At 67.7% G+C, this 25,328-nt stretch carries 23 protein-coding genes and 1 pseudogene; 10 read left to right on the top strand and 14 right to left on the bottom strand.

Features of this window, described 5'->3' with window-relative positions; translation table 11 throughout:
- The first annotated feature begins 16 nt into the window (after positions 1 to 16).
- Positions 17 to 205: a DUF3073 domain-containing protein gene (locus AC0IX4_RS13455; protein ID WP_042573921.1), complete on the top strand. Its 189-nt coding sequence runs from the start codon at positions 17 to 19 to the stop codon at positions 203 to 205.
- Between the two features lie 162 nt (positions 206 to 367).
- Here AC0IX4_RS13455 and purM read toward each other — a convergent pair whose 3' ends face one another.
- The 7 genes from purM to purF all read right to left on the bottom strand — a co-directional run bounded on the left by purM (position 368) and on the right by purF (position 9,146).
- Positions 368 to 1,453, bottom strand: coding sequence for a phosphoribosylformylglycinamidine cyclo-ligase (gene purM / locus AC0IX4_RS13450; RefSeq protein WP_056070442.1), 1,086 nt, complete (start codon positions 1,451 to 1,453; stop codon positions 368 to 370).
- A gap of 71 nt (positions 1,454 to 1,524) precedes the next feature.
- Positions 1,525 to 3,189, bottom strand: coding sequence for an ABC transporter ATP-binding protein (locus AC0IX4_RS13445; protein WP_471829352.1), 1,665 nt, complete (start codon positions 3,187 to 3,189; stop codon positions 1,525 to 1,527).
- A complete protein-coding gene (locus AC0IX4_RS13440; RefSeq protein WP_042573893.1) occupies positions 3,186 to 4,145 on the bottom strand; it encodes an ABC transporter permease in 960 nt (319 codons plus the stop codon). The genes AC0IX4_RS13445 and AC0IX4_RS13440 overlap by 4 nt, the downstream gene beginning before the upstream one ends.
- Positions 4,145 to 5,233 carry an ABC transporter permease gene (locus AC0IX4_RS13435; RefSeq protein ID WP_082042958.1) on the bottom strand — a complete coding sequence of 363 codons (1,089 nt, stop codon included), beginning with the start codon at positions 5,231 to 5,233 and terminating at the stop codon, positions 4,145 to 4,147. The genes AC0IX4_RS13440 and AC0IX4_RS13435 overlap by 1 nt, the downstream gene beginning before the upstream one ends.
- Positions 5,234 to 5,236: 3 nt before the next feature.
- Positions 5,237 to 6,862: an ABC transporter substrate-binding protein gene (locus AC0IX4_RS13430; RefSeq protein WP_082518331.1), complete on the bottom strand. Its 1,626-nt coding sequence runs from the start codon at positions 6,860 to 6,862 to the stop codon at positions 5,237 to 5,239.
- A gap of 113 nt (positions 6,863 to 6,975) precedes the next feature.
- Positions 6,976 to 7,560, bottom strand: a complete 585-nt coding sequence (locus AC0IX4_RS13425; RefSeq protein ID WP_471829350.1) for an ASCH domain-containing protein — start codon at positions 7,558 to 7,560, stop codon at positions 6,976 to 6,978.
- Between the two features lie 14 nt (positions 7,561 to 7,574).
- A complete protein-coding gene (gene purF, locus AC0IX4_RS13420; RefSeq protein WP_471829348.1) occupies positions 7,575 to 9,146 on the bottom strand; it encodes an amidophosphoribosyltransferase in 1,572 nt (523 codons plus the stop codon).
- A 163-nt stretch (positions 9,147 to 9,309) separates the two neighbouring features.
- Between purF and AC0IX4_RS13415 the strand changes: the two genes are divergently transcribed.
- Both AC0IX4_RS13415 and AC0IX4_RS13410 read left to right on the top strand, forming a co-directional pair.
- Positions 9,310 to 9,825 (top strand): DUF427 domain-containing protein, encoded by a 516-nt coding sequence (locus AC0IX4_RS13415; RefSeq protein ID WP_471829346.1) that lies wholly within the window; start codon positions 9,310 to 9,312, stop codon positions 9,823 to 9,825.
- A complete protein-coding gene (locus AC0IX4_RS13410) occupies positions 9,825 to 10,148 on the top strand; it encodes a hypothetical protein (RefSeq protein ID WP_056070453.1) in 324 nt (107 codons plus the stop codon). Before AC0IX4_RS13415 ends, AC0IX4_RS13410 begins: the two co-directional genes overlap by 1 nt.
- A gap of 3 nt (positions 10,149 to 10,151) precedes the next feature.
- Here the strand turns inward: AC0IX4_RS13410 and AC0IX4_RS13405 are convergent, their stop codons facing one another.
- Both AC0IX4_RS13405 and AC0IX4_RS13400 read right to left on the bottom strand, forming a co-directional pair.
- Entirely contained in the window at positions 10,152 to 10,538 is a 387-nt protein-coding gene (locus AC0IX4_RS13405; RefSeq protein WP_042573898.1) for a sterol carrier family protein, read from the bottom strand.
- 99 nt (positions 10,539 to 10,637) lie between these two features.
- Positions 10,638 to 12,344 carry a helix-turn-helix domain-containing protein gene (locus tag AC0IX4_RS13400; RefSeq protein WP_471829344.1) on the bottom strand — a complete coding sequence of 569 codons (1,707 nt, stop codon included), beginning with the start codon at positions 12,342 to 12,344 and terminating at the stop codon, positions 10,638 to 10,640.
- 127 nt (positions 12,345 to 12,471) lie between these two features.
- Here AC0IX4_RS13400 and AC0IX4_RS13395 point away from each other — a divergent pair, with 127 nt between their 5' ends.
- The 7 genes from AC0IX4_RS13395 to AC0IX4_RS13365 all read left to right on the top strand — a co-directional run bounded on the left by AC0IX4_RS13395 (position 12,472) and on the right by AC0IX4_RS13365 (position 19,735).
- Positions 12,472 to 13,965: an aldehyde dehydrogenase gene (locus AC0IX4_RS13395; RefSeq protein ID WP_222641151.1), complete on the top strand. Its 1,494-nt coding sequence runs from the start codon at positions 12,472 to 12,474 to the stop codon at positions 13,963 to 13,965.
- A 47-nt stretch (positions 13,966 to 14,012) separates the two neighbouring features.
- Positions 14,013 to 15,398, top strand: coding sequence for an MFS transporter (locus AC0IX4_RS13390; RefSeq protein WP_308014264.1), 1,386 nt, complete (start codon positions 14,013 to 14,015; stop codon positions 15,396 to 15,398).
- A complete protein-coding gene (locus AC0IX4_RS13385) occupies positions 15,395 to 16,585 on the top strand; it encodes an FAD binding domain-containing protein (protein ID WP_471829342.1) in 1,191 nt (396 codons plus the stop codon). Before AC0IX4_RS13390 ends, AC0IX4_RS13385 begins: the two co-directional genes overlap by 4 nt.
- Before the next feature lie 32 nt (positions 16,586 to 16,617).
- On the top strand, positions 16,618 to 17,055 hold the full coding sequence (locus AC0IX4_RS13380; protein WP_222641146.1) for a cupin domain-containing protein: 438 nt from the start codon (positions 16,618 to 16,620) through the stop codon (positions 17,053 to 17,055).
- Positions 17,052 to 18,062, top strand: coding sequence for an amidohydrolase family protein (locus AC0IX4_RS13375; RefSeq protein ID WP_471829341.1), 1,011 nt, complete (start codon positions 17,052 to 17,054; stop codon positions 18,060 to 18,062). The genes AC0IX4_RS13380 and AC0IX4_RS13375 overlap by 4 nt, the downstream gene beginning before the upstream one ends.
- On the top strand, positions 18,059 to 19,180 hold the full coding sequence (locus AC0IX4_RS13370) for an NADH:flavin oxidoreductase/NADH oxidase (RefSeq protein ID WP_471829339.1): 1,122 nt from the start codon (positions 18,059 to 18,061) through the stop codon (positions 19,178 to 19,180). The genes AC0IX4_RS13375 and AC0IX4_RS13370 overlap by 4 nt, the downstream gene beginning before the upstream one ends.
- A gap of 141 nt (positions 19,181 to 19,321) precedes the next feature.
- On the top strand, positions 19,322 to 19,735 hold the full coding sequence (locus tag AC0IX4_RS13365) for a VOC family protein (protein ID WP_471829337.1): 414 nt from the start codon (positions 19,322 to 19,324) through the stop codon (positions 19,733 to 19,735).
- Here the strand turns inward: AC0IX4_RS13365 and AC0IX4_RS13360 are convergent.
- The 5 genes and pseudogenes from AC0IX4_RS13360 to AC0IX4_RS13340 form a co-directional block, all read right to left on the bottom strand.
- Positions 19,704 to 20,054: a lysostaphin resistance A-like protein gene (locus AC0IX4_RS13360; protein WP_471829336.1), complete on the bottom strand. Its 351-nt coding sequence runs from the start codon at positions 20,052 to 20,054 to the stop codon at positions 19,704 to 19,706. The two genes, AC0IX4_RS13365 and AC0IX4_RS13360, sit on opposite strands and share 32 nt — an antisense overlap.
- The gene (locus AC0IX4_RS13355) at positions 20,051 to 21,844 is read right to left on the bottom strand and encodes an alpha/beta hydrolase (RefSeq protein ID WP_471829334.1); all 1,794 of its coding nucleotides are present in this window, start codon (positions 21,842 to 21,844) and stop codon (positions 20,051 to 20,053) included. The genes AC0IX4_RS13360 and AC0IX4_RS13355 overlap by 4 nt, the downstream gene beginning before the upstream one ends.
- Before the next feature lie 22 nt (positions 21,845 to 21,866).
- Positions 21,867 to 24,176: a phosphoribosylformylglycinamidine synthase subunit PurL gene (gene purL, locus AC0IX4_RS13350; RefSeq protein WP_471829332.1), complete on the bottom strand. Its 2,310-nt coding sequence runs from the start codon at positions 24,174 to 24,176 to the stop codon at positions 21,867 to 21,869.
- Between the two features lie 114 nt (positions 24,177 to 24,290).
- Entirely contained in the window at positions 24,291 to 24,842 is a 552-nt protein-coding gene (locus tag AC0IX4_RS13345) for a dihydrofolate reductase family protein (RefSeq protein ID WP_042573902.1), read from the bottom strand.
- A gap of 78 nt (positions 24,843 to 24,920) precedes the next feature.
- Positions 24,921 to 25,328: pseudogene (locus tag AC0IX4_RS13340) on the bottom strand (hypothetical protein); the annotation flags it as partial.

Genomic DNA, 25,328 nt, shown 5'->3' with positions numbered 1-25,328 from the left:
CGCGAGGGGGTTAGCCATGGGCCGCGGCCGGGCTAAGGCAAAGCAGACCAAAGTTGCACGTGAGCTCAAGTACAGCTCACCGTCCACGGACTTCGAGAGTCTCCAGAAGGAGCTCGCAGGTTCCCCCGACTCGCACCGCAACGGCATCGCCGACCGGGAGCCATCCCGGCACGACGATGACGAATACGACGACTGGCGGCGCTGACCGCACCCCCTGATCGGGGATCATCCGCTCTTCACACCGCAACCGTGCGGGGCGTTCCGAATCCGGGACGCCCCGCACGGTTGCGCGTGGTGCGTGTAGTCGTCATCGGACACACAGAATCGCCCGGGGCAGGAATCCTGCCCCGGGCGATCTGTTCGTCTGTCAGAAGCGCGGGTGGTTGCCCATCAGCACTGCGCGCTCGTCGGTCCCGGTGTCGGCCGACTTCTTCACGGTGCCCAGCGTCCAGCATTCGATGTGGCGTGCGGTCAGCACCGCGAGTGCCCGGTCGACATCCTCGGGCGCCACGATCGCGACCATACCGACGCCCATGTTGAACGTCCGGTCCATCTCTTCGCGCTCGACGCGGCCGCGCTGCGCGATCATCGCGAAGACCGGCGCGGGGCTCCACGTTCCACGGTCCAGTTCCGCGACCAGACCCTTCGGCATGACGCGCGCGAGGTTCGCCGCGAGTCCGCCGCCGGTGACGTGGCAGAACGTGCGCACGTCGGTCTCCGCGGCGAGCGCGAGGCAGTCCTTGGCGTAGATGCGCGTCGGCTCGAGCATTTCCTCGCCGAGCGTGCGGCCGAACTCCTCGACGTGACCGGTCAGGGACATACGGCTGATGTCGAGAAGAACCTTGCGCGCCAGCGAGTAGCCGTTGGAATGCAGACCCGACGATCCCATCGCGATGACGACGTCGCCCGGGCGGACCCGGTCCGGTCCGAGCACCTGATCGGCCTCGACGACGCCGACGCCGGTGGCGGACAGGTCGTACTCACCGTCGGCCATCATGCCGGGGTGTTCCGCGGTCTCTCCGCCGAGCAGGGCGCATCCCGCGAGGATGCATCCGTCGGCGATTCCCTTCACCAGCTGCGCGACGTGCTCCGGAACGACGCGGCCGACGGCGATGTAGTCCTGCAAAAACAACGGTTCCGCTCCGCAGACGACGAGGTCGTCGACGACCATGGCGACGAGGTCGAGCCCGACCGTGTCGTGCTTGTCCAGAGCCTGGGCCACCGCGATCTTGGTACCGACTCCGTCGGTGGAGGCAGCGAGCAGCGGCTCCCGGTAGCCACCCTTGAGGGCGAACAGACCGGCGAACCCTCCGAGCCCACCCATGACCTCGGGCCGCGACGCGCGCTTGGCCAGCGGCGCGAACAGCTCGACAGCGCGATCACCGGCTTCGATGTCCACTCCCGCTGCTGCGTACGAGGCGCCGGCGCCGTGCTGGTGGGTGTCATCGGTCATGGGTGTACTGCTCCAGCCTGATCTGAGGGATGCCCGTGCGGGTCGAGTGCGGCCCTAACGGTACCGGAGGACTATCGGTCCCCACGGTCTCGTGTCACCTCGGGGCGAGGAATGGCCGCGATGAGGCGCTTGGTGTACTCCTCCGCCGGATCACGCAGGATGCGTCTCGGTGTGCCGAGTTCCACGACGGCGCCGCCCCGCAGCACCGCCACCCGGTGTGCGAGACGGTCGACGACAGCGAGATCGTGACTGATGAACAGGCAGGCGAAACGGAGTTCGGTCTGCAGTTCCTCGAACAGGTCCAGCACAGCGGCCTGCACCGAGACGTCGAGCGCGCTGGTGGGCTCGTCCGCGACCAGCAGATCGGGCTTGAGCACGAGTGCGCGGGCCAGAGATGCTCGCTGCCGCTGACCACCGGACAGCTCGTGCGGGTAGCGCTTCTCGGTGCCCTTCGGCAGCTGCACCGCATCCAGCCACTCGGTCACCGTGCGTGCGATCTCTGCTTTGGACCCGCTCTTGTGCACGATCATCGGTTCGGCGACGCACTGGCCGACCGTCAGCCGCGGATTCAGCGATGTCGACGGGTCCTGGAAGACGAACCCGAAACGCTTGCGCAGACTCTTCAGCGCCGATCCTCGGAGCCGGCCGATGTCCTGCCCGAGCACGTCGACCTCGCCGGACGTCGGCTTCTGCAGCGCTGCGACGCACCGGCCGATCGTGGACTTGCCGGAGCCCGACTCCCCCACCAGCCCCAACGTCTCGCCGCGGTGCAGGTCGAACGTCACCGAGTCGACGGCGCGGAAGACGGACTGTCCGATACCGCCGGGGAACTGCACGACCAGGTCGCGCACGGACAGGACGACCTCGTCCTCGATGGTGCGGTCCGAGATCTGCGGGTCCAGCGTCGGGACGGCAGCCAGGAGCTTCTTCGTGTAGTCGGCCTTCGGTGCCTCGAACAGATCGTGCACCGAGGCTTCCTCGACGACTTCGCCGTCCTTCATCACCACGACACGGTCCGCGATGTCCGCGACGACACCCATGCTGTGGGTGATCAGCACGATCGCGCACCCCAGCCGGTCCTTGAGGTCCCGCAGCAGGTCGAGGATCTCCGCCTGCACCGTGACGTCGAGAGCCGTCGTCGGCTCGTCGGCGATGATGACCTTCGCCTCGCACGAGATGGCGATCGCGATCATCACGCGCTGCTTCTGACCACCGGACAGCTCGTGCGGGTAGTAGCCGAATCGCCGCTCGGGGTCGGGCAGACCGACCATCGTGAGCAGTTCGATCGCACGCGCTCGGGCGGCCTTCTTGTCACGGGTCTTCCCGTCGGAGCCGGCGTGAGCTCGCAAGGCCTCGACGATCTGGTAGCCGACGGTGAAGAGCGGGTCGAGTGCGCTTCCCGGTTCCTGGAAGACCATCGCGATCGCGTTGCCGCGGAGGTCGGCCCACTGCTTGTCGCTGAGCGAGGTGACCTCGCGCGTACCGACGGTGACGGACCCCCCGACCTTCGCGGTGTCGGGAAGCAGTCCGATGGCGGACCGCACACTGACCGACTTCCCGGAACCCGATTCACCGACCACGGCCAGCACCTCGCCGGGGAACACCTGGAAACTCACGCCCTTCACGGCGTCGACGGATCCCGCGTCGGTGGCGAAGCTGACCGACAGGGCCTCGAGTGTCAAGGCGGCCGGGGAGGCCGGAGGCCGGCCGGGATCAGACGGAGTCGACGCTGTCATGAGGCGTCCTTCTGCTTGCGACGTGTACGGAGAACGGGATTGAGTGTCTCGCTGACGGATTCGCCCACCATGGTCATGCCGAGCACGACCAGGACGATGGCGGTTCCGGGGAAGATCGACGTCCACCAGATGCCGTTGGAGATGTCCGGCAACGCTTTGTTGAGGTCGTATCCCCACTCGGACGCAGACGTCGGCTCGATGCCGAACCCGAGGAATCCGAGACCGGCGAGCGTGAGGATGGCCTCGGCGCCGTTCAGCGTCAGGATCACCGGAAGCGTCTGGGTGACGTTGGCGAGAATGTGGCGGAACATGATGCGCAGCGGACTGGCTCCGGTCACACGAGCGGCGTCCACGTACGGCTCCGTCTTGACCGACACGGTCGCGTTGCGCACCACCCGGAAGTACTGCGGCACGAAGACCGCCGTGATCGCGATGGCGGCGGACAGGACACCGCCGAAGCTGGAGGACTGACCACCCGCCACGACGATCGAGACGACAACCGCCAGAAGCAGACTCGGGAACGCGTACATCGCGTCCATGAACAGCACCAGCACGCGGTCGACCCATCGACCGATGTATCCGGAGATCAGACCGAGCGGGACACCCACCACGATCGAGAGCACCAGCGACGTCACGATCACCAGGAGTGCCGTGCGCGCGCCGTAGACGACGCGGGAGAACACGTCCTCGCCGCGGACCGACGTACCGAAGATGTGATCGGCACTCGGCGCCGCCTGACGTGCGAATTCGACTCCGTCGGAGGAGGTCTGGGAGAAGCTGTACGGCGCGATCAGCGGCGCGAAGACGGCCATGATCACGAACAGCGCGACCAGGACGAGGCCGATGACGATGGTCGCCTTCTGCAGCCCGGCGCTGGATCGGATGATCGACAGACCCGGTACACCGCGGCGTCGTTTCGGGGTCTCGATTGCGCCGACGGTGACCTCGATACTCATCAGAACCTCACTCGTGGGTCGACGATCGCCACGATGGCATCGGTGAGGAAGCTGATGACGGCCACGACGATCGCCAGGAACGTCACGATGCCCTGCACGGCGATGAAGTCACGGGCTTGCAGGTAGCGGGCCAGCTGGTAGCCCAACCCCTGCCATTCGAAGGTGGTCTCGGTGAGCACGGCACCGCCCAGCAGCATGGCGATCTGCAGTCCCATCACCGTCACGACGGGAATGAGTGCGTTGCGGAAGGCGTGCCGACGGGCGACGACGCGCGACGAGAGTCCGCGCGCACGAGCAGCTTCCACGTATCCGGACTGCAACGTCTGCAGCAGGTTGACTCGGACGAGGCGCAGGAACACACCGGCCGTCAGGAGCCCGAGTGCGACGGCGGGGAGGACGGCGTGCTTCAGCACGTCGACCGTGTAGCTCGGCTCGCCGTAGAGGATCGAGTCGATCAGCAGGATGTTCGTCTTCGGTGACACGTTCTGCAGAGCGAGTTCGACGTTGGTGCTTGCGCGGCCGGCGACGGGCAGCCACCCGAGTTTCACGGCGAAGACCAGCTTGAGCAGCATGCCGACGAAGAACACCGGGGCCGCGTAGAACAGGATCGCGAGGATGCGGAGCGTGCCGTCGGAGATCGAGTCCCGACGCGTCGCCGCATAGAAGCCGAGTGGGATCCCGACGGCGAAGGCGACGAGCAACGCCCAGAACGCGAGTTCGAGCGTGGCGGCACCGTTGGTGATCAGCACACTGCTGATCTCCTGGTTGCTGGTGGCGCTACGGCCGAAGTCGCCGCGCAGCAGTCCCGAAAGGTACTCCCAGTACTGCACCAGGATCGGCCGGTCGTAACCGGCCGCGGCGCGTCGTTCGGCGATCTGATCGGCGGGCAGTCGTCCACCGAGGGCAGCACTGATGGGATCGCCGAGAACGCGCATGAGGAAGAAGACGACCGTGACCAGGATCCATGCCGTGGGAATGATCAGCAGGAACCGGATCACGAGATAACGGGCGAGCGCGCCGTAACGTGACGACGCGCTCGCCCGTGACTGCTTCCCCACCGACGCCTCGTCGGGCGTGGTGGTGACCATGGATCAGCCCTTCGTGAGCGGGGTGAAGCGGAACTTGAAGGAGGCGTCGAGCGTCTCGTCGACACCCTGCACCTGGTCCGTGGAGATGGCGATCTGCTTGCCCTCGAGAAGCGGCAGCGTCGAGACGAAGTCCTGCGCCATGCGGGTCTGGATCTCACCGATGATCTCGAAGCGCCGGGCCGGGTCGGTCTCGGTGCGCTCGGAGTCGATCAGCGCGGTGATCTCCGGGTTCTCGAAGTGGTTCTGCAGGAAGTTGTCCGGCGCGAAGAACGGCGTCAGGTAGTTGTCGGCGTCCGGGAAGTCCGGGAACCAGCCGAGCTGGTACACCGGGTAGGTGTCGGCGACGCGTTCCTTGTTGTAGGTGTTCCACTCGGTGGACTGCAGGTTGACCGTGAACAGACCCGAGCTCTCGAGCTGGCCCTTGACCGCGGCGTACTCCTCCGACGAGGACGAGCCGTAGTGATCGGGGTTGTACTGCAGGTTTACGGCGACAGGGGTCTGAACGCCGGCGTCGGCCAGGAACTTCGCGGCCTCGTCCTTGTTCGGCGCCTCACCGTAGACGTCCTTGAACGCGGTGTTCGCGCCCTCGAGTCCACTGGGGACCACCGACCACGCCGGCGTGAAGGTGCCCTTGTAGACGTTCTCCGACAACGCATCTCGGTCGACCGACGCGGCCATGGCCTTGCGGATCGCGAGCTTCTGCTCGGGGGTGCCGCCGGGCATCGTGTTCTGGTTGAAGACGATGTAGCGGAGCTCTCCACCGGGGCCCTCGTGGACGGTGAGACCGTCGACCTGGTCGAGGGACTCGATGTCGGTCGGGGTCAGCGAACGCCACGCGACGTCGATGGACTTGTTCTGCATGTCGAGCTTGAGGTTGTCCGCACTGGTGTAGGTGCGCAGAGTGACCGAGCTGGTCTTGGGAGCACCGAGCACACCCTTGTAGTCCGCTGCGGCCGAGAAGCTGACGAGCGAGTTCTTCTCGTAGCTGTCGATCGAGTAGGGGCCGGCGAAGGGCTTGGCCGCCACGACGGCGTTGTCGTCCATGATCGAGTCGGCCGGGAACACCTCGGAGTCGATGATCGGGCCGGTGTTGGTCGCGAGCACCTGCGGGAAGGTCTGGTCGTTCGGGGCCTTCAGGGTGAACTCGACGGTCTTGTCGTCCGGAGCGGCGACCGAGTCCAGGTTCGCCAGCAGCGACGACGGACCGTTGGGATCGTTGATCGACACGATGCGATCGAACGAGAACTTCACGTCCTCGCTGGTCAGCGCGTGTCCGTTGGAGAACTTCAGGTCGTCCTTCAGCGTGCACGTGTAGACGGTCGGCTGGCTGAACTCGCAGCTCTGCGCGGCGTCCGGCTGCAGCTCGTCGCTGCCCGGCGCGTAGTTCATCAGGAACGGGTAGACCTGGTTCATGATCGTGAACGAGCCGTTGTCGTACGACGCGGCGGGATCGAGCGAGTAGACCTGGTCGGTGGTGCCGACGATCAGGGCCTCACCGCCGCCCTCGCCGCCACTGCCGCCGTCATCGGTGCGGCCGGAACCGCAGGCCGCAGCGGTGAGAGCCGCGACGGACAGGATGGATACGGCCGCGGTACGCCGCGCCGTGCGTCCTCGTGAGGGCACGCTCATGGTGTGGATGTCCTTCGTGAGTGTGGACCGGGATGATTCGGTGAACGGCACGTTACCGAGTTCGCGTGTCGTTCATGTGTCGAACCACACGATATTTTTAACATGACCGGTACTTACCTGTCCGACGGCCTGACGTCCAACAGCTTCTCGCCTCGCGGAGACAGCCGGTACCCCACGGCGAGACTCTCGGTGAGACCGAGTGCTTTGAGCCGTCGCACGCGCGGCTTGAACACGTCGCGCTCGAGGCCCAGCACGGCGCCGAGATCGGCAGCCAGCACGGCGGGGCGGTCCCGGATCAACTCGAGCGTGCGCCAGGCCCACGGCACATCGGCACGGTCGTCCATGCGGTCGATCTTGCCGATCAGTACGGCGAACTCGTCGTCCGACAGATCGTCGTCGGCACGAAGAGCGATACGGGGATCCTCACCACCGAAGGAGACCTCGACGCGCCATACCGGATCACCCTCGGACCCGCGAAAACCTTTGCGCAGAGCGACGATCGACGTTTCGCCGGCGGCAACGGCGTCGTCGTCGGTCAACGAGTCCGGATCGACCTCGGTGATCGCGTCGACCACGATCACTCCGGCAGGAGTGTGAATCCACGTGCCGGGCTTGACGCGCCGCTTCGACCACCGGCGGTACTGGACGCGCACCGTTCCGGCGGCGATTGCCTGCGCGACGGCGAGACGGATCAACATCGGTGTGCCGGACGTCAGGGCCGGGAGAGCGCGCTCACGTTGTCGTCCGTGACGGGCATCGCGATACCGGCCGTCGTCGCGAGCATCCCCTCGAGCACGTTCTTGCCCATGGCGGTCTCCTTGGGGAGCTCGATCGGGTACTTGCCGTCGAAGCACGCCGAGCACAGACGGCTGGCGGGCTGCTCCGACGCGGCGATCATGCCCTCGATCGAGATGTAGCCCAACGAATCGGCGCCGATGGCCTGCCGCACGCCTTCGAGCATGCCGTCCTCGGAGTCCATGCCGTTGGCGATCAGCTCCGCCGGCGAGGCGAAGTCGATGCCGTAGAAGCAGGGCCACCGGACGGGCGGCGACGCGATCCGCACGTGGATCTCGAGCGCGCCGGCCTCCCGCAGCATCCGCACGAGCGCGCGCTGGGTGTTTCCGCGGACGATGGAGTCGTCGACCACGATGAGCCGCTTGCCACGGATGACCTCGCGGAGAGGGTTGAGCTTGAGGCGGATGCCCAGCTGACGGATGGTCTGCGACGGCTGGATGAACGTGCGCCCGACATAGGCGTTCTTCATCAGACCCTGGCCGTACGGGATGCCCGAACCCTGCGCGTACCCCACGGCGGCGGGGGTACCGGATTCCGGAACGGGGATGACCAGGTCTCCCACCGCGGGGTGTTCCTCCGCGAGGCGGCGGCCGATCTCGACGCGTGTCGAGTGGACCGAGCGACCACCGATGACACTGTCGGGACGAGCGAGGTAGACGTACTCGAAGATGCAGCCCTTGGGCTCGGGAGCCGCGAATCGCGACGACCGCACGCCGTCCGCGTCGATGGCGAGCAGTTCGCCCGGCTCGATGTCGCGCACGAACGAGGCGCCGACGATGTCCAGGGCGGCGGTCTCGGAGGCGACGACCCAGCCGCGGTCGAGGCGACCGAGCGACAACGGGCGCACGCCGTGAGGATCACGCGCCGCGTAGAGGGTGTGCTCGTCCATGAAGGTCAGGCAGAACGCGCCCTTCAGCGTCGGCAGCAGTTCCATCGCGGCCTGCTCGATGGTGCTGTCCGCTGCGCCGTGCGCGAGAAGAGCGCCGACGATGTCGGAGTCCGACGTGGCACCGGTCCCACGGGGACGGCCCATGATTCCCGCTTCGCGGGCGCGCTCCGACAACTCGGCGGTGTTCACGAGGTTGCCGTTGTGGCCCAGAGCGATGCCGCTGCCGGCCGCGGTGGTGCGGAAGATGGGCTGCGCGTTCTCCCACGTCGTCGATCCGGTGGTGGAGTACCGGCAGTGCCCGATGGCGATGTGGCCGCTCATCGCGCCCAACGTCTGCTCGTCGAACACCTGGCTGACCAGGCCGAGATCCTTGAACACCAGCACCTGCGAGCCGTCGGCGACGGCGATGCCGGCAGCCTCCTGACCGCGATGCTGCAGAGCGTAGAGACCGTAATAGGTCATCTTGGCGACGTCCTCGCCCGGAGCCCACACACCGAAAACGCCGCATTCCTCGCGCGGGTCGTTCTCGTTGATGTCCAGTTCCGGACCGGATGTGTCATCGAGCAGATTCGGGCTGTGGACCGATGGTTCACGAGTCACGACGCGCTCTCCTTGACTACGGCGAGGGGTGGGGTGCAGAAGATGCGCTGCACACACACTGCGTGAGTCTACGGCCATCACGACCTCGAACCAGCCCCCGGCGGCAATCGATACCGCCGCTCGGTGTGATCCCCGACTCGTTCATCGGTGCCATGATGGATGCATGGCCAGCAGACTCCCGTACGGCGTGACCCCCGAACAGCCCGGCGAGGGCCAGGAATCGGTGTGGGACTACCCCCGACCGCCCGCGCTCGAAGCGTCGGACAAGCGACTCGTCGTCCGTTTCGGAGACGTGGTCGTCGCCGACAGCACGTCTGCGTACAGGGTGCTCGAGACCAGCCACCCGCCCACCTGGTACATCCCTCGCGCCGACATCGACGAGAGCCGACTCCGCCGATCCGGCGCCCGATCCACCATGTGCGAATGGAAGGGTTCGGCGACGTACTGGGACATCCTCGGCGAGGACGGCGCCGTCCTCGAGGCCGGCGGATGGAGCTACGAGAACCCCACACCGTCGTTCGCCCCCATCTCCGGCGCGCTCTCCTTCTCCCCCGTCTCCCTGACCTGTGAGCTCGACGGCGAAGTCGCACGTGCGCAGGAGGGCGGCTTCTACGCCGGCTGGATCACCCGCGACGTCGTCGGACCCTTCAAGGGCATCGCCGGGAGCTGGGGCTGGTAGTGGCCGAGAAGAACTTCTACAGCCACTCCGACGCGGCCGAGAAGTCCCGCCGCGACAAGGCCGTCGCTCTCGCTCGATACCTGTGGGACCGCGACATCTCCGCAGACGACCTCGCGGCGATGGCCGCGGACGTCCGACGCAAGGTGGCCCGTGCCGCGGACATCAATCCGCCCAGCTCCGACGAGACATGGACGGTGGTGTCGACGCTGTTGCGCGAGAAGGCCGAATGGGCGCGCGATCACCCCGATCACGACGCGGCCCGTCGAGCACACTCGGACGAGAAGATCCTGTGGGTGAAGCCGCCGGTACAGCCCTGGCGGTGAGGGTCAGATCCGGACGAGTGGGAGCCAGTGCGCCACCTCGCCGGCGCGGCCACCCGATGCCGTGACGCCCGCTCCGCGCACGGCGTCCTCGAACGCCACGCGCCCCGTCACCATCAACAGCCATGTCCGAGGGTCGCATTCGACGACGTTGGGGGGCGTACCTCGGGTGTGACGCGGTCCGACGATGCACTGCACCGCGACGAACGGCGGTACGCGCACCTCGACACTCGAGCCGGGCGCCGTCTGCTCGATGGTGCGCGCACTGAGCCGCACCGCGGCGGCGAGATCGGCGCGCGGCGGCTTCGGAAGGTCGGGATCGTCGAGCCATGCCGACACCGCCTGGAGGGATGAGCGGAGTTCGGCCGGGTCGACGGGTTTCGAAGGTGCCACGCCGTTCAGTGTTCCACCGCGCGGTGCCTCACGGTCCAGAAGTCGCCCGGATCGACGGGATCCCGTCGATTCCCGCGACTTGTGGACGCTGAGGCACGGTCAGGGCGCAGCGATGTCGCGGAGGGTCAGCGCCATGGCGACGTCCATCGCATGGTCCGGTCTCGCCAGGTCCAGCCCCGTGAGCGCCTGGACGCGACGGAGTCGCTGGCCGACGGTGTTGGGGTGCACGTGCAGGGCCGCCGCGGTGTCCCCGACGTGTTGCCGGTGGCCGAGATACGCACGGAGCGTTCCGACGAGGTCGGTGCCGCGCGACGCGTCGTGCTCGCGCACCGGCCCCAGCGTGCGATCCGCGTAGCGCGCCACCTGGTCCGGGTCGTTCAACTGCAGCAGCAACCCCGGAACGCCGAGCTGGTCGAGTGACACGGTGGCGCCGGTCCTGTCCCACAGGATCATCAGCCGCACGGCTCCTCGCACCGCGCGGTGAGCCGCCCGGTAGTCGGCCACCTCCGTGCACGGTGACCCCACTACCGCGGTGACCGGGCCCTCGGCGACCGTGCCGGCGCGCACGCGGTCGATCTCGGCGACCACCGAGTCCATCGGCGTCCCCGCACTCACCGGCCACAGCACTACAGCACGATGCTGATGCGCGGCCACCAGCGGACCGGTTCCCGCGCGGGCCGCGATCGACCGCACCGCGCGCGACAGCGACGCGTCGACGTCACCGGTCGACGGCAGGTCGATCACGGCGACGACGTGCGGCGTCGTCAGGTCGTGGCCCAACCGGTCCGCGCGCTCGACCGCGGACGCGGCGGCCACCGGGTCGTCACCGAGCAGGTCGCCGACCACCTCGCCCTGCAGTCGCCACTGCACGTCCTCGGCCGTGCGCGCACGGAGCAGCTCCAGCGCGGCGACGACGGCGGTGTGCTCGACGGCGCGGCGATCGAGCGTCGACAGGGTTGCCGGATCCCCCTCCACGACGAGGCGGGCCACCCGCTCCCCCGACAACAGAACGTCCTCTCGATGCGCGGACGTCGACGTCGGCCCGCGCGAGGACTGTGCGAGCACCCCGCCGTGCACGTCCTCGATGGTGACCGACCGGCCGACCAGCAGCGAGAGTGCCGTCGCGATGCCGTCAACCCCACCACCTCGTGACGCAATGGTGGTCAGGCGCCGGTGGATCTCCTCGGACTTCTCGAGCAGGGTCCGCCGACGCTGCAGTTCGGCGTTGAGCGTCCGCAGGTCGGAGGTGCGCTGCGCCTCCTCGGCGCGCAGGCGCGTAATCGTGACGGAGATCGATGCCTGCGTCGCGAGCATGCTGAGGAGCTGAATCTCGTTGTCGTCGAACACGTGTACGCCGCGCCGGTAGCAGTTCAGTGTTCCGATCGCAGCCCCCGTCGATCCGATCAGCGGGACCGACACCATCGAGCGGTATCCCTGCTCCCGCGCCACGCCGCCCCACGGACCGAAGTTCGGTGCGGCGACGATGTCGTCGATCGCGACGGGCTCACCCGTCCGGAACGCCCTGCTCGACGGTGCCTCGACGGACGGATCCTGATCGAGTCGCACCGGACGGTCCGCGTTGATCCGGGCGACGTAGTCGGCCGACAATCCGTGCGATCCCTCGATGGTCAACATGCTGCCGACGGCGTCGGAGAGGAAGACGCCGCAGAAGTCGTAGTCCATCAGGGCGACCGCGATCCCGGCGATGGTGTCCAGCACGACGGACGGTGGGTCGTCGGACGCGACAGCCGCGGTGACGTCGTGGATGCCGGCCATCCACCGTCGAAGCTCCGACAGCTCGGTCATACGGCCCTCCATGTCCCGCGCCACATCGCACGGCGCCCTTTGTGTCTCCTCGAACATATCGCGAACGTGACGCAGATCGCAGACTTCTTTCATCGAGGCACTGCATCACGACGAGAAGCGAGAAGACATGACAGAGCACCTGATGTTCATCGACGGCAAATCGATGCCGTCCGAGTCCGGCGACACTCTCGCCGTGGTCGACCCGGCCACCGGCGCGTCCTTCGCCGAGGTTCCCGACGGCGGCGCGGTCGACGTCGACCGCGCGGTCGCCGCGGCGCGCACAGCGTTCGAGAACGGCCCCTGGCCGCGGACCACCCGCACGGAGCGCGCTCGCATCCTGCTGCGCGCCGCGGATGCCATCGAGAACGCGTCCGAGGAACTGTTCACGCTCGAGACCCGCAACAATGGTCGGCCCATCACCGAGACGCGCGCCCAGCTGTCCCGCGTACCGGAGTGGTTCCGCTACAACGCGGGCCTGCTCGCCGCCCAGCGCGACGGTGTCCTGCCCAGCGACGGCCCGTACCTCACCTACCAGCGACGCACCCCGCTCGGCGTGTGCGGCATCATCACCCCGTTCAACCACCCGGCGCTCATCCTCGCGCGCAGCCTGTCGGCGGCCCTCGCCACCGGCAACACCGTCGTGATCAAGCCGTCGGAACTCACTCCGCTCACCACGCTCGCCATCGCGCGGATCGTCTCCGAGGCCGGGGTGCCGGACGGTGTCGTCAACGTCGTCACCGGCGGACGCGAGGCCGGCATCCGGCTCACCCAGCATCCCGACGTCGCGAAGATCACCCTGACCGGTGGCACGGAGGCCGGCCGGTCCGCGGCCGTCGCGACAGCGGGCCGATTTGCCCGCATCACAGCGGAACTGGGTGGCAAGACCCCCGTCGTCGTGTTCGACGACCAGGACCCCGTCGTCGCCGCGGAGGGCGCAGCGTTCGCCGCCTTCGTCGCATCCGGTCAGTCGTGCGTCGCCGGCGCCCGGTTCCTCGTCCAGCGAGGAGTGTACGACCGGTTCGTCGAGGCACTCGCGGCTCGCGCCGACGCGATCCGGCTGGGCGATCCGGCTGACACCAGCACCCAGATGGGTCCCCTGATCAGCGCCGTGCAGCGTCAGAAGGTGTTGTCCTACATCGACATCGGACACCAGGACGGCGCCCGACTGGTCGCGGGAGGCGGCGTGCCGGAGCTGCCGGACGCACTGCAGGGCGGGTTTTTCCTTCGCCCCACCGTCTTCGCCGACGCGACCAACTCCATGCGGGTCTCGCAGGAGGAGATCTTCGGGCCGGTGGCGGTGGTGGTGCCCTTCGACACCGAGGCGCAGGCCGTGGAGATGGCGAACGACAACAGGTTCGGGCTCGGAGCAGCCGTCTGGACCCGCGACCTCGCCCGCGCGCACCGCGTCGCGGACGCACTCGAATCGGGCATGGTCTGGATCAACGACCACCACCGCCTCGAGCCGTCCCTGCCCTGGGGCGGCACCAAGGAGTCGGGCACCGGCAAGGACGCCGGCACCGAGTCCTTCGACGACTTCACCTGGATCAAGACCGTCGTGGTCCGCATCGCCGAGTCCGACGTCGACTGGTACGGCTCCGACACCCCCGGACGTCTCAATTGAGTACCCCGCCGGTCGACCACAACCCCACGCACAGAGGAGAACACACCGTGCACGACACCACTGCCACGGAGCCGGGCTGGAGAACGCAGATCACGCGTGTCCAGTGGCTCGTACTGCTGGGCACCACGATGGGATGGGCGCTGGACGGCTTCGCCGGCAGCCTCTACGCGTTGGTGCTCGGACCGGCGATGACCGAACTGCTCCCGAACTCGGGACTGACGGTCGACGCCGATCACATCGGACTCTACGGCGGTCTCACCGTCGCACTCTTCCTGGCGGGATGGGCCACCGGCGGCATCCTGTTCGGCGTCCTGGCCGACTACTTCGGCCGGGTGCGGGTGCTGTCCATCGGCATCGTCACCTACGCCGTCTTCACCGCCCTGGCAGCCTTCGCCGACACGTGGTGGCAACTCGGCGTCCTGCGCTTCATCGCCGGCCTCGGATCGGGCGTCGAAGCTCCCGTGGGTGCCGCGCTGGTCGCGGAAGTGTGGCGCAACAAGTACCGGGCTCGTGCCTGCGGCGTGATGATGTCCGGCTACGCCGGCGGATTCTTCATCGCCGCACTGGCATACGGACTTCTCGGCACCCACGGCTGGCGTTTCATGCTCGTTCTGGCCGTCGTCCCCGCCTTCCTCGTGTGGTTCCTGCGTCGCTACGTCCCGGAGCCCGAGGAGATCACCACCGTCATCGCCACCCGCAAGGAGCGCAAGCGGCAGTCGTCCACCCGCCCGGAGGACCAGTTCGTGCTGAAACGGCTCCTCTCCCCGCCGCACCTGCGCGCCACGCTCATCTGCACCGCGCTGGCCACCGGGTCGCTGCTCGCCTTCTGGAGCGTCTCGACGTGGTACCCGCAGATCATCCGCACGATGGCCACCGCCGAGTCGCTGTCGGCCGACGTCGCCAACCACCGGGTCGCCATCACCTCCATGCTGTTCAACGCCGGCGGCATCATCGGCTACGCGACATGGGGGTTCCTGGCGGACGCCATCGGCCGCCGCAAGGCATTCATGGTGAGCTTCGTGTGCTCCGCCGTGAGCATCGCCTACCTCTTCCCGTTCGAGCACAGCTACACGACTTACCTGCTCGTCATCCCCCTCGTCGGATTCGGACTGTTCGGAGCCCTCTCCGGCAACTTCGTCTACGGACCCGAGATGTTCTCGCCCAGCATGCGTGCATCGGGAATCGCGTTGGCCAACAGCATCGGTCGCTACATCACCGCGGCCGGCCCACTCGTGGCCGGCGTCATCGCCACCTCCTGGTTCGGCGGAGACCTCGGAACAGCAACGGCCGTCCTCGCCGCGACGGGTGTCATCGCCCTCGTCGGCCTGTGGTTCGCACCCGAGACCCGTGGCGCCGCACTCCCCACCGACACACCGACCGAGTCCGCCCCCGAGGCGACCTCCGCACCGATCATGAAGGGAACGTCCGCATGAACCACTACCAGGGAGCCCGCGCCGTCATCATCGGCGGCTCCATCGGGGGCCTCACCTCCGCACTCCTGTTGCGCGACCTCGGCTTCGAGGTCGACGTCTTCGAACGCACCCCCTCGGACCTCGACGGGCGCGGCGGTGGCATCGTCCTCCAGCCCGACACCCTGCGGTGGTTCCGCGAGCGCAGCACCCAGCGCCCCGAGGACGTCAGCACCACAACTCGCTGGGTCCAGTACCTCGGATCCGACGACGAGATCGTGCACCGGGACGAGCGAACGTGGTCCCACACCTCGTGGGGCACGTTCTACCGCGCACTGCTCTCGGACTTCGGCCGCGAGCACTACCATCTCGGTGAATTCGCCTGTGGCTTCGACCAGACCGACGATCATGTCGACGTGCGGTTCGTCAGCGGCCGGCGCGAACGAGCCGACCTCGTCGTCATCGCCGACGGAGTCACCTCGGCGAACCGTCTGCGGATCGACCCCGACGTGACGATGGAGTACTCGGGGTACATCGGGTGGCGCGGCACCGTCGACGAGCGGGTGCTGTCCACCCGCACCGCGGACCTGCTCCACGACGCGATCACGTACGACGTGATCCCGCACTCGCAGATCACGATGTATCCGATCCCGAGCTCGCGAGGCTCTCAGGTGGGCGACCGCCTCATGAACTACGTCTGGTACCGCAACGTGGCGGAGGGCCCGGATCTCACCGAGATGCTCACCGACAAGCGCGGATTCGTCGGCAAGGTGTCCGTACATCCCGGCCAGGTGCAGGATCGCTACGTCGACGAGATGCGGGAGACCGCGCGGCGCAGTCTGTCGCCGGCCGCCGCCGAGGTCGTCACCGCGACCGAGGAGCCGTTCATCCAGGTGGTGTGGGACTCGCGGGTGAACCGGATGGCGTCCGGACGCGTCGCCCTGATCGGCGACGCGGCCTGTGCCGCACGCCCTCACGCCGCCGCCGGAACCGCCAAGGCCGCTGCCGATTCGTGGGCGCTCGCCGATGCACTCACCTCCGCTGCCGGGAACATCGCGGAGGCACTGGAGAAGTGGGAACCGGGGCAGCTCGAACTGAGCAGCGCCCTGCTCGCCCGAGTCCAAGCGATGGGCGAACGGTCGCAGTTCAGCAACACCTGGACGCCCGGGGATCCGGACCTCCGCTTCGGCCTGTACGGCCCCGGCCGCTAGTCCCTTCCCCCACAACCACGAAAGGCACGGTCATGTCCGACACGTTCCTCCAGGACCTCCCTCTCGCCGGCACCGTCGTCGGCACCGACTTCGACGGCTGGTCTCCGGAACTCCGCGCGGAGTTCGAGTCTCACGCTTTCGACGGTGCGGTGGGGTCGCGCCTGCTGAGCAGCACCGACCGGGTGCGGGTCTGGGAGATCAGGCTCGCACCGGGTGAGCGGTGGCACGCGCACCGCCACGTTCTCGACTACTTCTGGACGGCCGTGAACGCTGGCACCTCTCGCCAACACACGTTCGACGGAACCACTCGGGACGTCTCCTACGACGCCGGCGAGACGCGCCACTTCACCTTCGGACCGGGCGAATACCTGTTGCACGACATCGAGAACGTCGGCGACACACCGCTCGTCTTCACCACGGTCGAGCACCTCGATTCCGCCAACGACGCTCTGCCGGTGGTGACCTCGTGACCGGCATCGACCTCGTGGACGTCCACGCGCACTGGCTGCCGGCCTCGCACTTCGGTCTACCGCCCGGATCGCCGTTCGCACCGATGCAGGATCGGGACGGGCGTCTGCATCTCGGAGATCTCCCGCTGTCCATTGCCACCGAGGCTATGAGCGACGTCGATGCCGTCTACGCCGACATGGATGCTCAGGGCATCGGGGTCCGGGCGTTGTCACCCCCGCCGTTCGCCTTCCCGACGACGTCCGACGCCCGCGCCGACGAGTACATCGGCAGCTTCAACGTCGAACTCGCGGGTCTGGTCGCGAACTCCGGTGGTCGACTCGCCGGCCTGGGCCTCGTGCGTCTCGACGATGCGGAGGCGGCGACGAAGGAGATGACACGCCTCGCCTCCGAGGGCGTGGTGTCCGGGGTCGCGATCCCGCCGCTGGTGGGCAGCACCTCGCTCGACACCGGTGTCCTGCGCGGCATCCTGCGCTCCGCGGCGCGGCTCGACCTGGCGGTCCTGGTGCACCCGATGCAGCTGCCCCGCCCCGAGTGGAACTCGCTCTACCTGGCCAACCTCATCGGCAATCCCGTCGAGACGGCAACTGCCGTCGCCGGCGCCGTGCTGGGTGGTGTCCTGGACGAACTACCCTCGCTGCGAGTGTGTTTCGTGCACGGCGGCGGGTGCGCGCCGGCGCTCCTGGGTCGCTGGAGTCATGCATGGGGAGCGCGGCCGGACGTCCACCACACCGACACGCACCCTCGGGATGCGTTCCGTCAGTGCTGGTTCGACACGGTCACCCACGACGTGGCCGCTTTGACACTGCTGGGGGAGCACGCGTCGAGCGATCACGTCCTGTGCGGTACCGACTACCCGTTCGACATGGCGGAGTCGGCGCCCTCGGCCTTCCTCGAGTCGGCCGGCGTGGACCGTCGCACGCTGCACGACAACGGACTCGCGTTCCTGGGCGGACCGCGGCGCGGCACCGAGCAGTCGGCTGCAGCGTCGGTGGCGGTGTCGTCGTGAGCGCATTGTTCGAGCCGCTGACCCTGCGCGGGAGAACGATGCGCAACCGGATCTGGATGTCGCCGATGATGCAGTTCGCCGCCGAACCGTCCGGTCCCGCCGTCGGCGCGGCCACCGATTGGCACTTCCAGCACCTCGCCGCTCGCATCGTCGGTGGCGTGGGACTGGCCATGATGGAGGCCACCGCCGTCTCTCCCGACGGGCGGAGCAGCGAGTTCGATCTGGGCCTGTGGACGTCGGCGCAGGAGCACGCGCTCGAGCGCATCGTGCGGTTCGCCCGTGGCAACGGCGCCGCACTGGGTGTCCAGCTCGTGCACGCCGGACGCAAGGCCGCCACCGGCAGGCCCTGGTCGGGGCCGTCGTGGGACGGCACCCACCACGTCGAGACTCTGTGGGACCGCGTCGGTCCCAGTTCGGAATCGTTCGGAACCCTCCCTCTCCCCTCGTCGCTGAGCACCACGGAGATCGCCGAGGTGGTCGCCGACTTCGCAGCCGCCGCCGCACGCGCCGCACGCGCGGGCGTGGACGTCCTCGAACTGCACGGTGCACACGGCTATCTGATCCACCAGTTCCTGTCCCCGCACGCCAACACGCGGACCGACGAGTACGGCGGAGACTTCGACGCGCGAGCTCGCTTCGCCCTCGAGGTGGTGGACGCGGTGCGCGCCGCGTGGCCGGAGAACCGGCCGCTGTTCTTCCGGCTCTCGGCGACGGACTGGCTCGCCGGCGACACGGACGACCCCCGACCCGGCTGGACGATCGAGGACAGTGTGCGACTGGCCCCGCTGCTTCGGGATCACGGCGTGGACCTGATCGACGTGTCGACCGGCGGCATCGCCGCCGACGCACCGATCCCCGTGGGCCCCGGCTACCAGGTGCCGTTCTCGAAGCGAGTGCGCGAGACCGGCATCCCGACGGCGACAGTCGGGCTGGTGACCGATCCGGCCGAGGCTGATCTCCTGGTCTCTTCAGGTCGCGCCGATGCGGTGTTCCTCGCGCGCGAGTTGCTGCGCAATCCGGTGTGGGCGCAGCGCGCGGCGGCCGAACTCGGTGATCAGGTGCCCTACCCGCCCCAGTACACGCGGGCATTCACCGGGCGGTCGGCAGTGCGTCGATGACACGGCCCGGAGGCCGTGCCTCACCGTCCACAGGTCGCTCTGATCGACGGGATCCCGTCGATTCGTGAGAGTTGTGGATGCTGAGGCACGGCCCGATCAACGAGGACCGCCGCTGTCCGCGATGGACGCTTCACTGTTTCCATGACACCGAACCCTTATCAAGGATCGACCATCGACCACCTCAACGTGACGGTCACGGATGTCGATCGCTCACTCGCGATCTACGTGCCGGCTCTCGGCGTACTCGGGATCGAGAAATTGCTCGACTTCACCGGCGGGCCGGACGACGACTACATCCGCATTGTCGGATTCGGCAGTGGCCGCAAGCCGTTCTTCTGGCTGGTCCAGGGAAGCACCGTCGATCCCGAACTGCACGTGGCGTTCTCGGCACCGACCCGTGACGCCGTCCGGGAGTTCCACGCCGCGGCCCTTGCGGCGGGCGCACGGGACAAGCTGTCTCCGCGAGTCTGCCCCGAGTACCACGAGAACTACTTCGGCGGCTTCGTGTACGACCCCGACGGGATCAACCTCGAGGCGGTCTGTCACCTCGAGTAGAGCGCCACCACGTCGATGCGATCGCACCGACCGAGTTGGCAGCCCAGTGCAGGGCCATGGGCGTGAGAATGGTTCCGGTTCGCCGCTTCGACTCGACGAACAGCGCGCCGGCCGCCCCGGTGAACAGGACGACGGGCACCGACCTGCCCGAGTCGTACCAGTGCCAGACCCCGAATGCCGTGGAGCCGACCAGGAGTGCGGCACGCGGACCCACCACGGCAGTGGCCACGGTGTCGACGACGCCGCGGAACAGGAACTCCTCGGGAAGCACTGTCCCGATGGGGATGTCGAACAGTACCCATCGGGCCAGTCCGGTCACTTCTCGGGACCGTCGGCGTCCGCGTACTCGTTCATGACGACGCGGATGCGCTCGGTGTCCGCCTGCGTCCACCCCTCGGGTGCCGCCACCGCGGCGAAGCCGTCGAGCACCGTCGTGCCGTAGTTGTGGCCGTGTCCGTCGGGCACTCCGGCCGCATTGGTGAGGTCGGCGCTGACCTGCCAGAAAGTGACGAAGGGGAACCACCGCATGCTTGGCAGTCGGTCGTACCCGGGCGGCTCGGCGAGCCAGTCGGGCCGTTGGAACAGCAGGTCCGGTGTCCACCACACGATGGGGTCGGACGGGTGCTGGATGTACAGCACACGGGGGTCGGGCCACTCGCCATCGAGGGCGTCGACATCGCGCGTGCTGTCGGCGAACCTCATGAGGAGGCCACCGGCATAGACGGGTTCGACTTCGGTGCTACCGGGATCGCGGCGGCTCACGTAGGTGTCCCAGATGCGGTTCGAGTTGGGCGGCCCCACCCAGAGAACGCCGTCGACGGTGTCGCGGATGTCCGCGATATCGGCGAAAGCTCCCTCACCCGCCTGTGTTCCGAGACTTTCGCCGTAGACGTAGAACTTGGGCCTGGTCGCCTCGGGCTCCTGCTCCCAGCGCTCGTGCACGCTGTCGATGAGCAGTTTCCCTGCCGCGGCGGCCTTCTCACGGTCGGCGAGGAACGAGATCCAACTGGGAAGGTACGAGTACTGGGACGCCACCAACGTGACGTCGCCGTCGTACATCAGCTCCACCGCACGCGCTGCTGTCGGATTGACCCAGCCGGTTCCCGTGGTGGGTATGACGACGATGGCCTTGCGCGAGAACGCATCCATGCGATCGAGCTCGCGCAGGAGCAGATCCATGCGCTGGTCGTCGGTCTCGGCGCTTTCCAGACCGACGTACGCCCGGATAGCCTCCTTGCCCGTGCGGCCGGTCGCTCGTGTCATCTCGTCGGCGGACAGCCCGCCCGAGACGAAGTTACGACCCTCGAATCCCAAGGTGTCCCAGCCGACCAGCGACCCGGAGCCACCCGACCTCTCCGGCACGGTCGGCTGTTCCGCACCCTCACGGGTATCACCGTTGGCGGTACTGAACACCGAGTTGGCGACGCTCATCGTCCCGCGCAGCAACACACCCTGCACCAGCGTGATCAGCACCGTCAGCACGAGAACGAAGCCGACGAGGTTGGCCACCCACTGCGGGAGGCGGATGAGTCGTAGGAGCGACCGCACGACGAAACGACGGATGTCACGGATGACGCGCCACAGACCGATCAGCACCGCACACACCGCGAAACTGATGATGCCGGTGCGGATGAACCCGGTCGACGTCAGACCTTCGGCGCCCATCAGCGCGGCAAGCTGACGCTGCCAGTCCGCCGAGGCGTACAGCATGACCGCACCCGAGACGGTGGAGATTACCGGGACGGCGACCAGAAGCGCACGCTCGACGCGGATCGGCAACGGCCACCACGGTTGTTGGCGCAGCACCGTCCGCAGCATGATCCAGCCGACGGCGACACCGACTCCGTAGCCGATGGCCGCCGTGATGCCGCTGACGATTCCCTGGAACAGCCACCCACGCGGAAGCAACGACGGTGTCAACGACCAGCAGAAGAACAACGCGCCGAACGCGATACCGGTGACGTCCAGGCGCAGAAGCCCCCACGCCCAGACCCAGGCAGGGTGCTTGCGCACCGTGCGCGTCGCAGACGCGAGGACGTAGGCCGGCAGTTCCTCGAAGCTGTGCGGTCGCTCCAGCTCGTCCGACGGCCGAGTATCAATCTCGGTCATCGGACGGCGCCGGAAACCTCGGTCAGCCGAACAGCGCTGGGAGCGTCCCCTCGTACGCCTCGCGGAGTTCGGTCAGCGGGACGGTGAACAGCCCCTGGAACTCCACCTCGTCCGACCCTTCGTCGGCTACCCCGATACGCACCCATGGCATCCCCCTTGCACTGCACATCCCCGTGAACCTGGTCTCCTCGGTCCGAGGGACTGCAACGAGTACCCGCCCGGACGACTCCGAGAACAAGGTGACAAAAGGATCTGTTCCCTCCGGCGGCAAGATGCGGCACCCGGTTTCACCGGCCAGCGCGACCTCGACGACCGTCTGCGCGAGTCCGCCCTCGGACAGGTCGTGCGCTGCGGTGACCAGACCGTCGCGGCTCGACGCGGTGAGGATGTCCGCCAGCAACTGCTCGCGGGCAAGGTCGACCTTCGGCGGAACACCGCCGAGATGGTCGTGCACGACCTGCGACCAGATGGATCCGTCCAGCTCGTCGTGGGTCTCCCCCAGCAGGATCAGAGTCTCGCCCGGTTCCAGGCCGATCCCTGTCGGGATGCGGCGATGGACGTCGTCGAGCACACCGAGCACGCCGACCACGGGCGTGGGCAGGATCGGCGTCGATCCGGTCTGGTTGTAGAAGCTGACGTTGCCGCCGGTGACCGGAATACCCAGTTGCACACAGCCGTCCGCCAGACCTCGCACGGCCTGCTGGAACTGCCACATGACACCCGGATCCTCCGGCGAGCCGAAGTTCAGGCAGTTCGTCACGGCCTTGGGTGTGGCGCCCGTCGTCGCGACGTTGCGGAACGCTTCCGCGAGAGCGAGTTGCGCGCCGCGGTACGGATCCAGCGCCGTGTAGCGACCGGACGCATCGGTCGCGAGAGCGATTCCGCGACCGGTCTTCTCGTCGATACGGATGACACCGGCATCGGCGTGCTCCGCCAGAACCGTGTTGCCGCGGACGTAGCGGTCGTACTGCTCGGTGATCAGGCGACGGCTGCACAGCTGCGGCGACGAGATCATCGTCAGGAGCGTCTCGCGCAACCCCACACCCGTCGTCGGACGCGGGAGTCCCTCGGTCGTGTTCGCGACCAGAGCGTCCTGCGACGCGGGCCGCTGAACCGGGCGCTCGTAGACGGGGCCGTCGTGCGCCACCGTCTTCGGCGGAACGTCCACGACAGTGTCACCGTGCCAGGTGATCTGGAGGTTGTCGCCGTCGGTGACCTCACCGATGTCGGTCGCCAACACGTCCCACTTCGCGCAGACAGCCATGAAGGCGTCGACGTTCTCGGGGGACACGACGGCGCACATACGTTCCTGCGACTCGCTCGAGAGCACCTCGGCGGGCGTCATCCCGGTAGCACGCAACGGAACGCGGTCCAGCGCGATGTGCATGCCGCCGTCGCCGGCGGATGCGAGCTCCGATGTGGCGCAGGACAATCCGGCACCGCCGAGATCCTGGATGCCGACGACGAGCTTCTGCTGGTACAGCTCGAGGCAGCACTCGATTAGCACCTTCTCGGTGAACGGGTCGCCCACCTGAACAGCCGGGAGCTTGCGCCTGCCCTGTGTCTCGTCGAACGTCTCCGACGCCAGCACGGAGACACCGCCGATACCGTCGAGGCCCGTGCGGGCACCGAACAGAATGATCTTGTTGCCCGCGCCCGACGCGAACGCCAGATGCAGGTCCTCGGTGCGCATGACACCGGCACACAGCGCGTTCAGCAGAGGGTTGCCCGCGTACGACGCGTCGAAGACCGTCTCGCCGCCGATGTTCGGCAGACCCAGCGAATTCCCGTACCCACCGACACCGCGGACGATGCCCTCGAGCACGCGACGAGTGTCGGGGGCATCCGCAGCGCCGAAGCGCAGCTGATCCATCACCGCGATCGGTCGGGCGCCCATCGCCATGATGTCGCGGACGATTCCGCCGACGCCGGTCGCAGCGCCCTGGTAGGGCTCGATGTACGACGGGTGGTTGTGGCTCTCCACCTTGAAGGTGACCGCCCAGCCGTCGCCCACGTCCACCACGCCGGCGTTCTCACCGATACCCGCGAGCATCCCCGAACGCATCTCGTCCGTCGTGGTCTCACCGAAGTACTTCAGGTGCACCTTCGACGACTTGTACGAGCAGTGCTCGCTCCACATCACGGAGTACATCGCCAGCTCGGCATCCGTCGGGCGACGCCCGAGGATCTCCTTGATCCGTGCGTACTCGTCGTCCTTCAAACCCAACTCCGCGTACGGCTGGGCGGTGTCGGGCGTCTCGGTGGCGGTGGTGACGGTGTCGACCGGAGGCACGGAGACCGCCTCGACCTGAGGAGTGGACTCGACAGACACGGTGGATGGGGTCCTTCCCTCGGCAGAATGTCGAGGTCATTCTATGTCCACCGTCGACCGGCCTCCGACCGGCCTCCGGCCTGCCCGCTATCCCTCCGACCGGCCTCGGCCTGCCTACTCGGGGCGGATGCCGTAGTCGAGCACGGCGTTGCCCTTGCTGGTGATGGTGGCGTTCTTCAGCACCAGCCGGGTCAGGGGGTCGCCGGGCTCGAACAGTCGCTGACCCTTGCCGACGACGACGGGGTGCGTCATCAGGGTCAGGGTGTCCAGGACGCCGGCCGCGAACAGCTGCCGGACCAGAGAGATGCCGCCCACGACGGCGATCTCACCACCGTCCGACTTCTTGAGCTCCCGCACGAACTCGACCGGGTCACCCTCGATCAACGTGGAGTTCTGCCACGACAGATCGCCCGTCAGGGTGCGCGACGCGACGAACTTCTCCACGGGGTTGATGAACCCGGCGAACGGGTCGTCGGCTCCGGCGTTGCCGAAGTGATCCGACCACGACTCGTACGCGACCCGCCCCATGATCGCCGTCGTTGTCCTGCCCATGAAACCGCCCATGGACTGACCGAGCTCGTCGTCGAAGCTGTCGAACTGCCACTGGTCCGGTGCCTCGACCACTCCGTCCACCGAATGGAACAGACCTGCTGTCACTGTGCGCATCGTGCCGACCCCTCGTGATGAACCGGCGCCGATCGCCGGTCGTCCTGCAGGAGTGACCGTAGACGGCGCCGGAACTCATCACGGGCAGTCACCGACTACAGCGGAAGCAGGACCTCCGACCGACTCGACGAGCACGGTGATGTTCTCGCTGTCCTGCCACTTGGATCCGATGGTGAGCTGTCCGGCGAACTCGTCCGGGGCGGCGGGAGCGTACGTCGAGGGTGCCCACCGCCGCCGCGCGCAGCGCCCGACCATGCGCGCAGGTTGCAAAGTGCGCTGACCGCCGCGCGCAGCGCCCAACTTCTGGCGCGCACCGCAATTGCCGTCGCGCACTGCCGATCGAGGGTGCTCAGCACTATCGAGGGTGCAGCCCGCCGCCGCCGCGCGCAGCGCCCGACCAAGCGCGCAGTCTGCACGCTCTTTGCCAGCATCGTTGTGAGACATGTCGGCGCGGGTGCGGGGAGATGAGTGATCATGATCGACGTC

The sequence above is a fragment of the Rhodococcus sp. AC861 genome, assembly GCF_979256035.1.
This window is presented reverse-complemented; position numbering and strand designations above follow the sequence as displayed.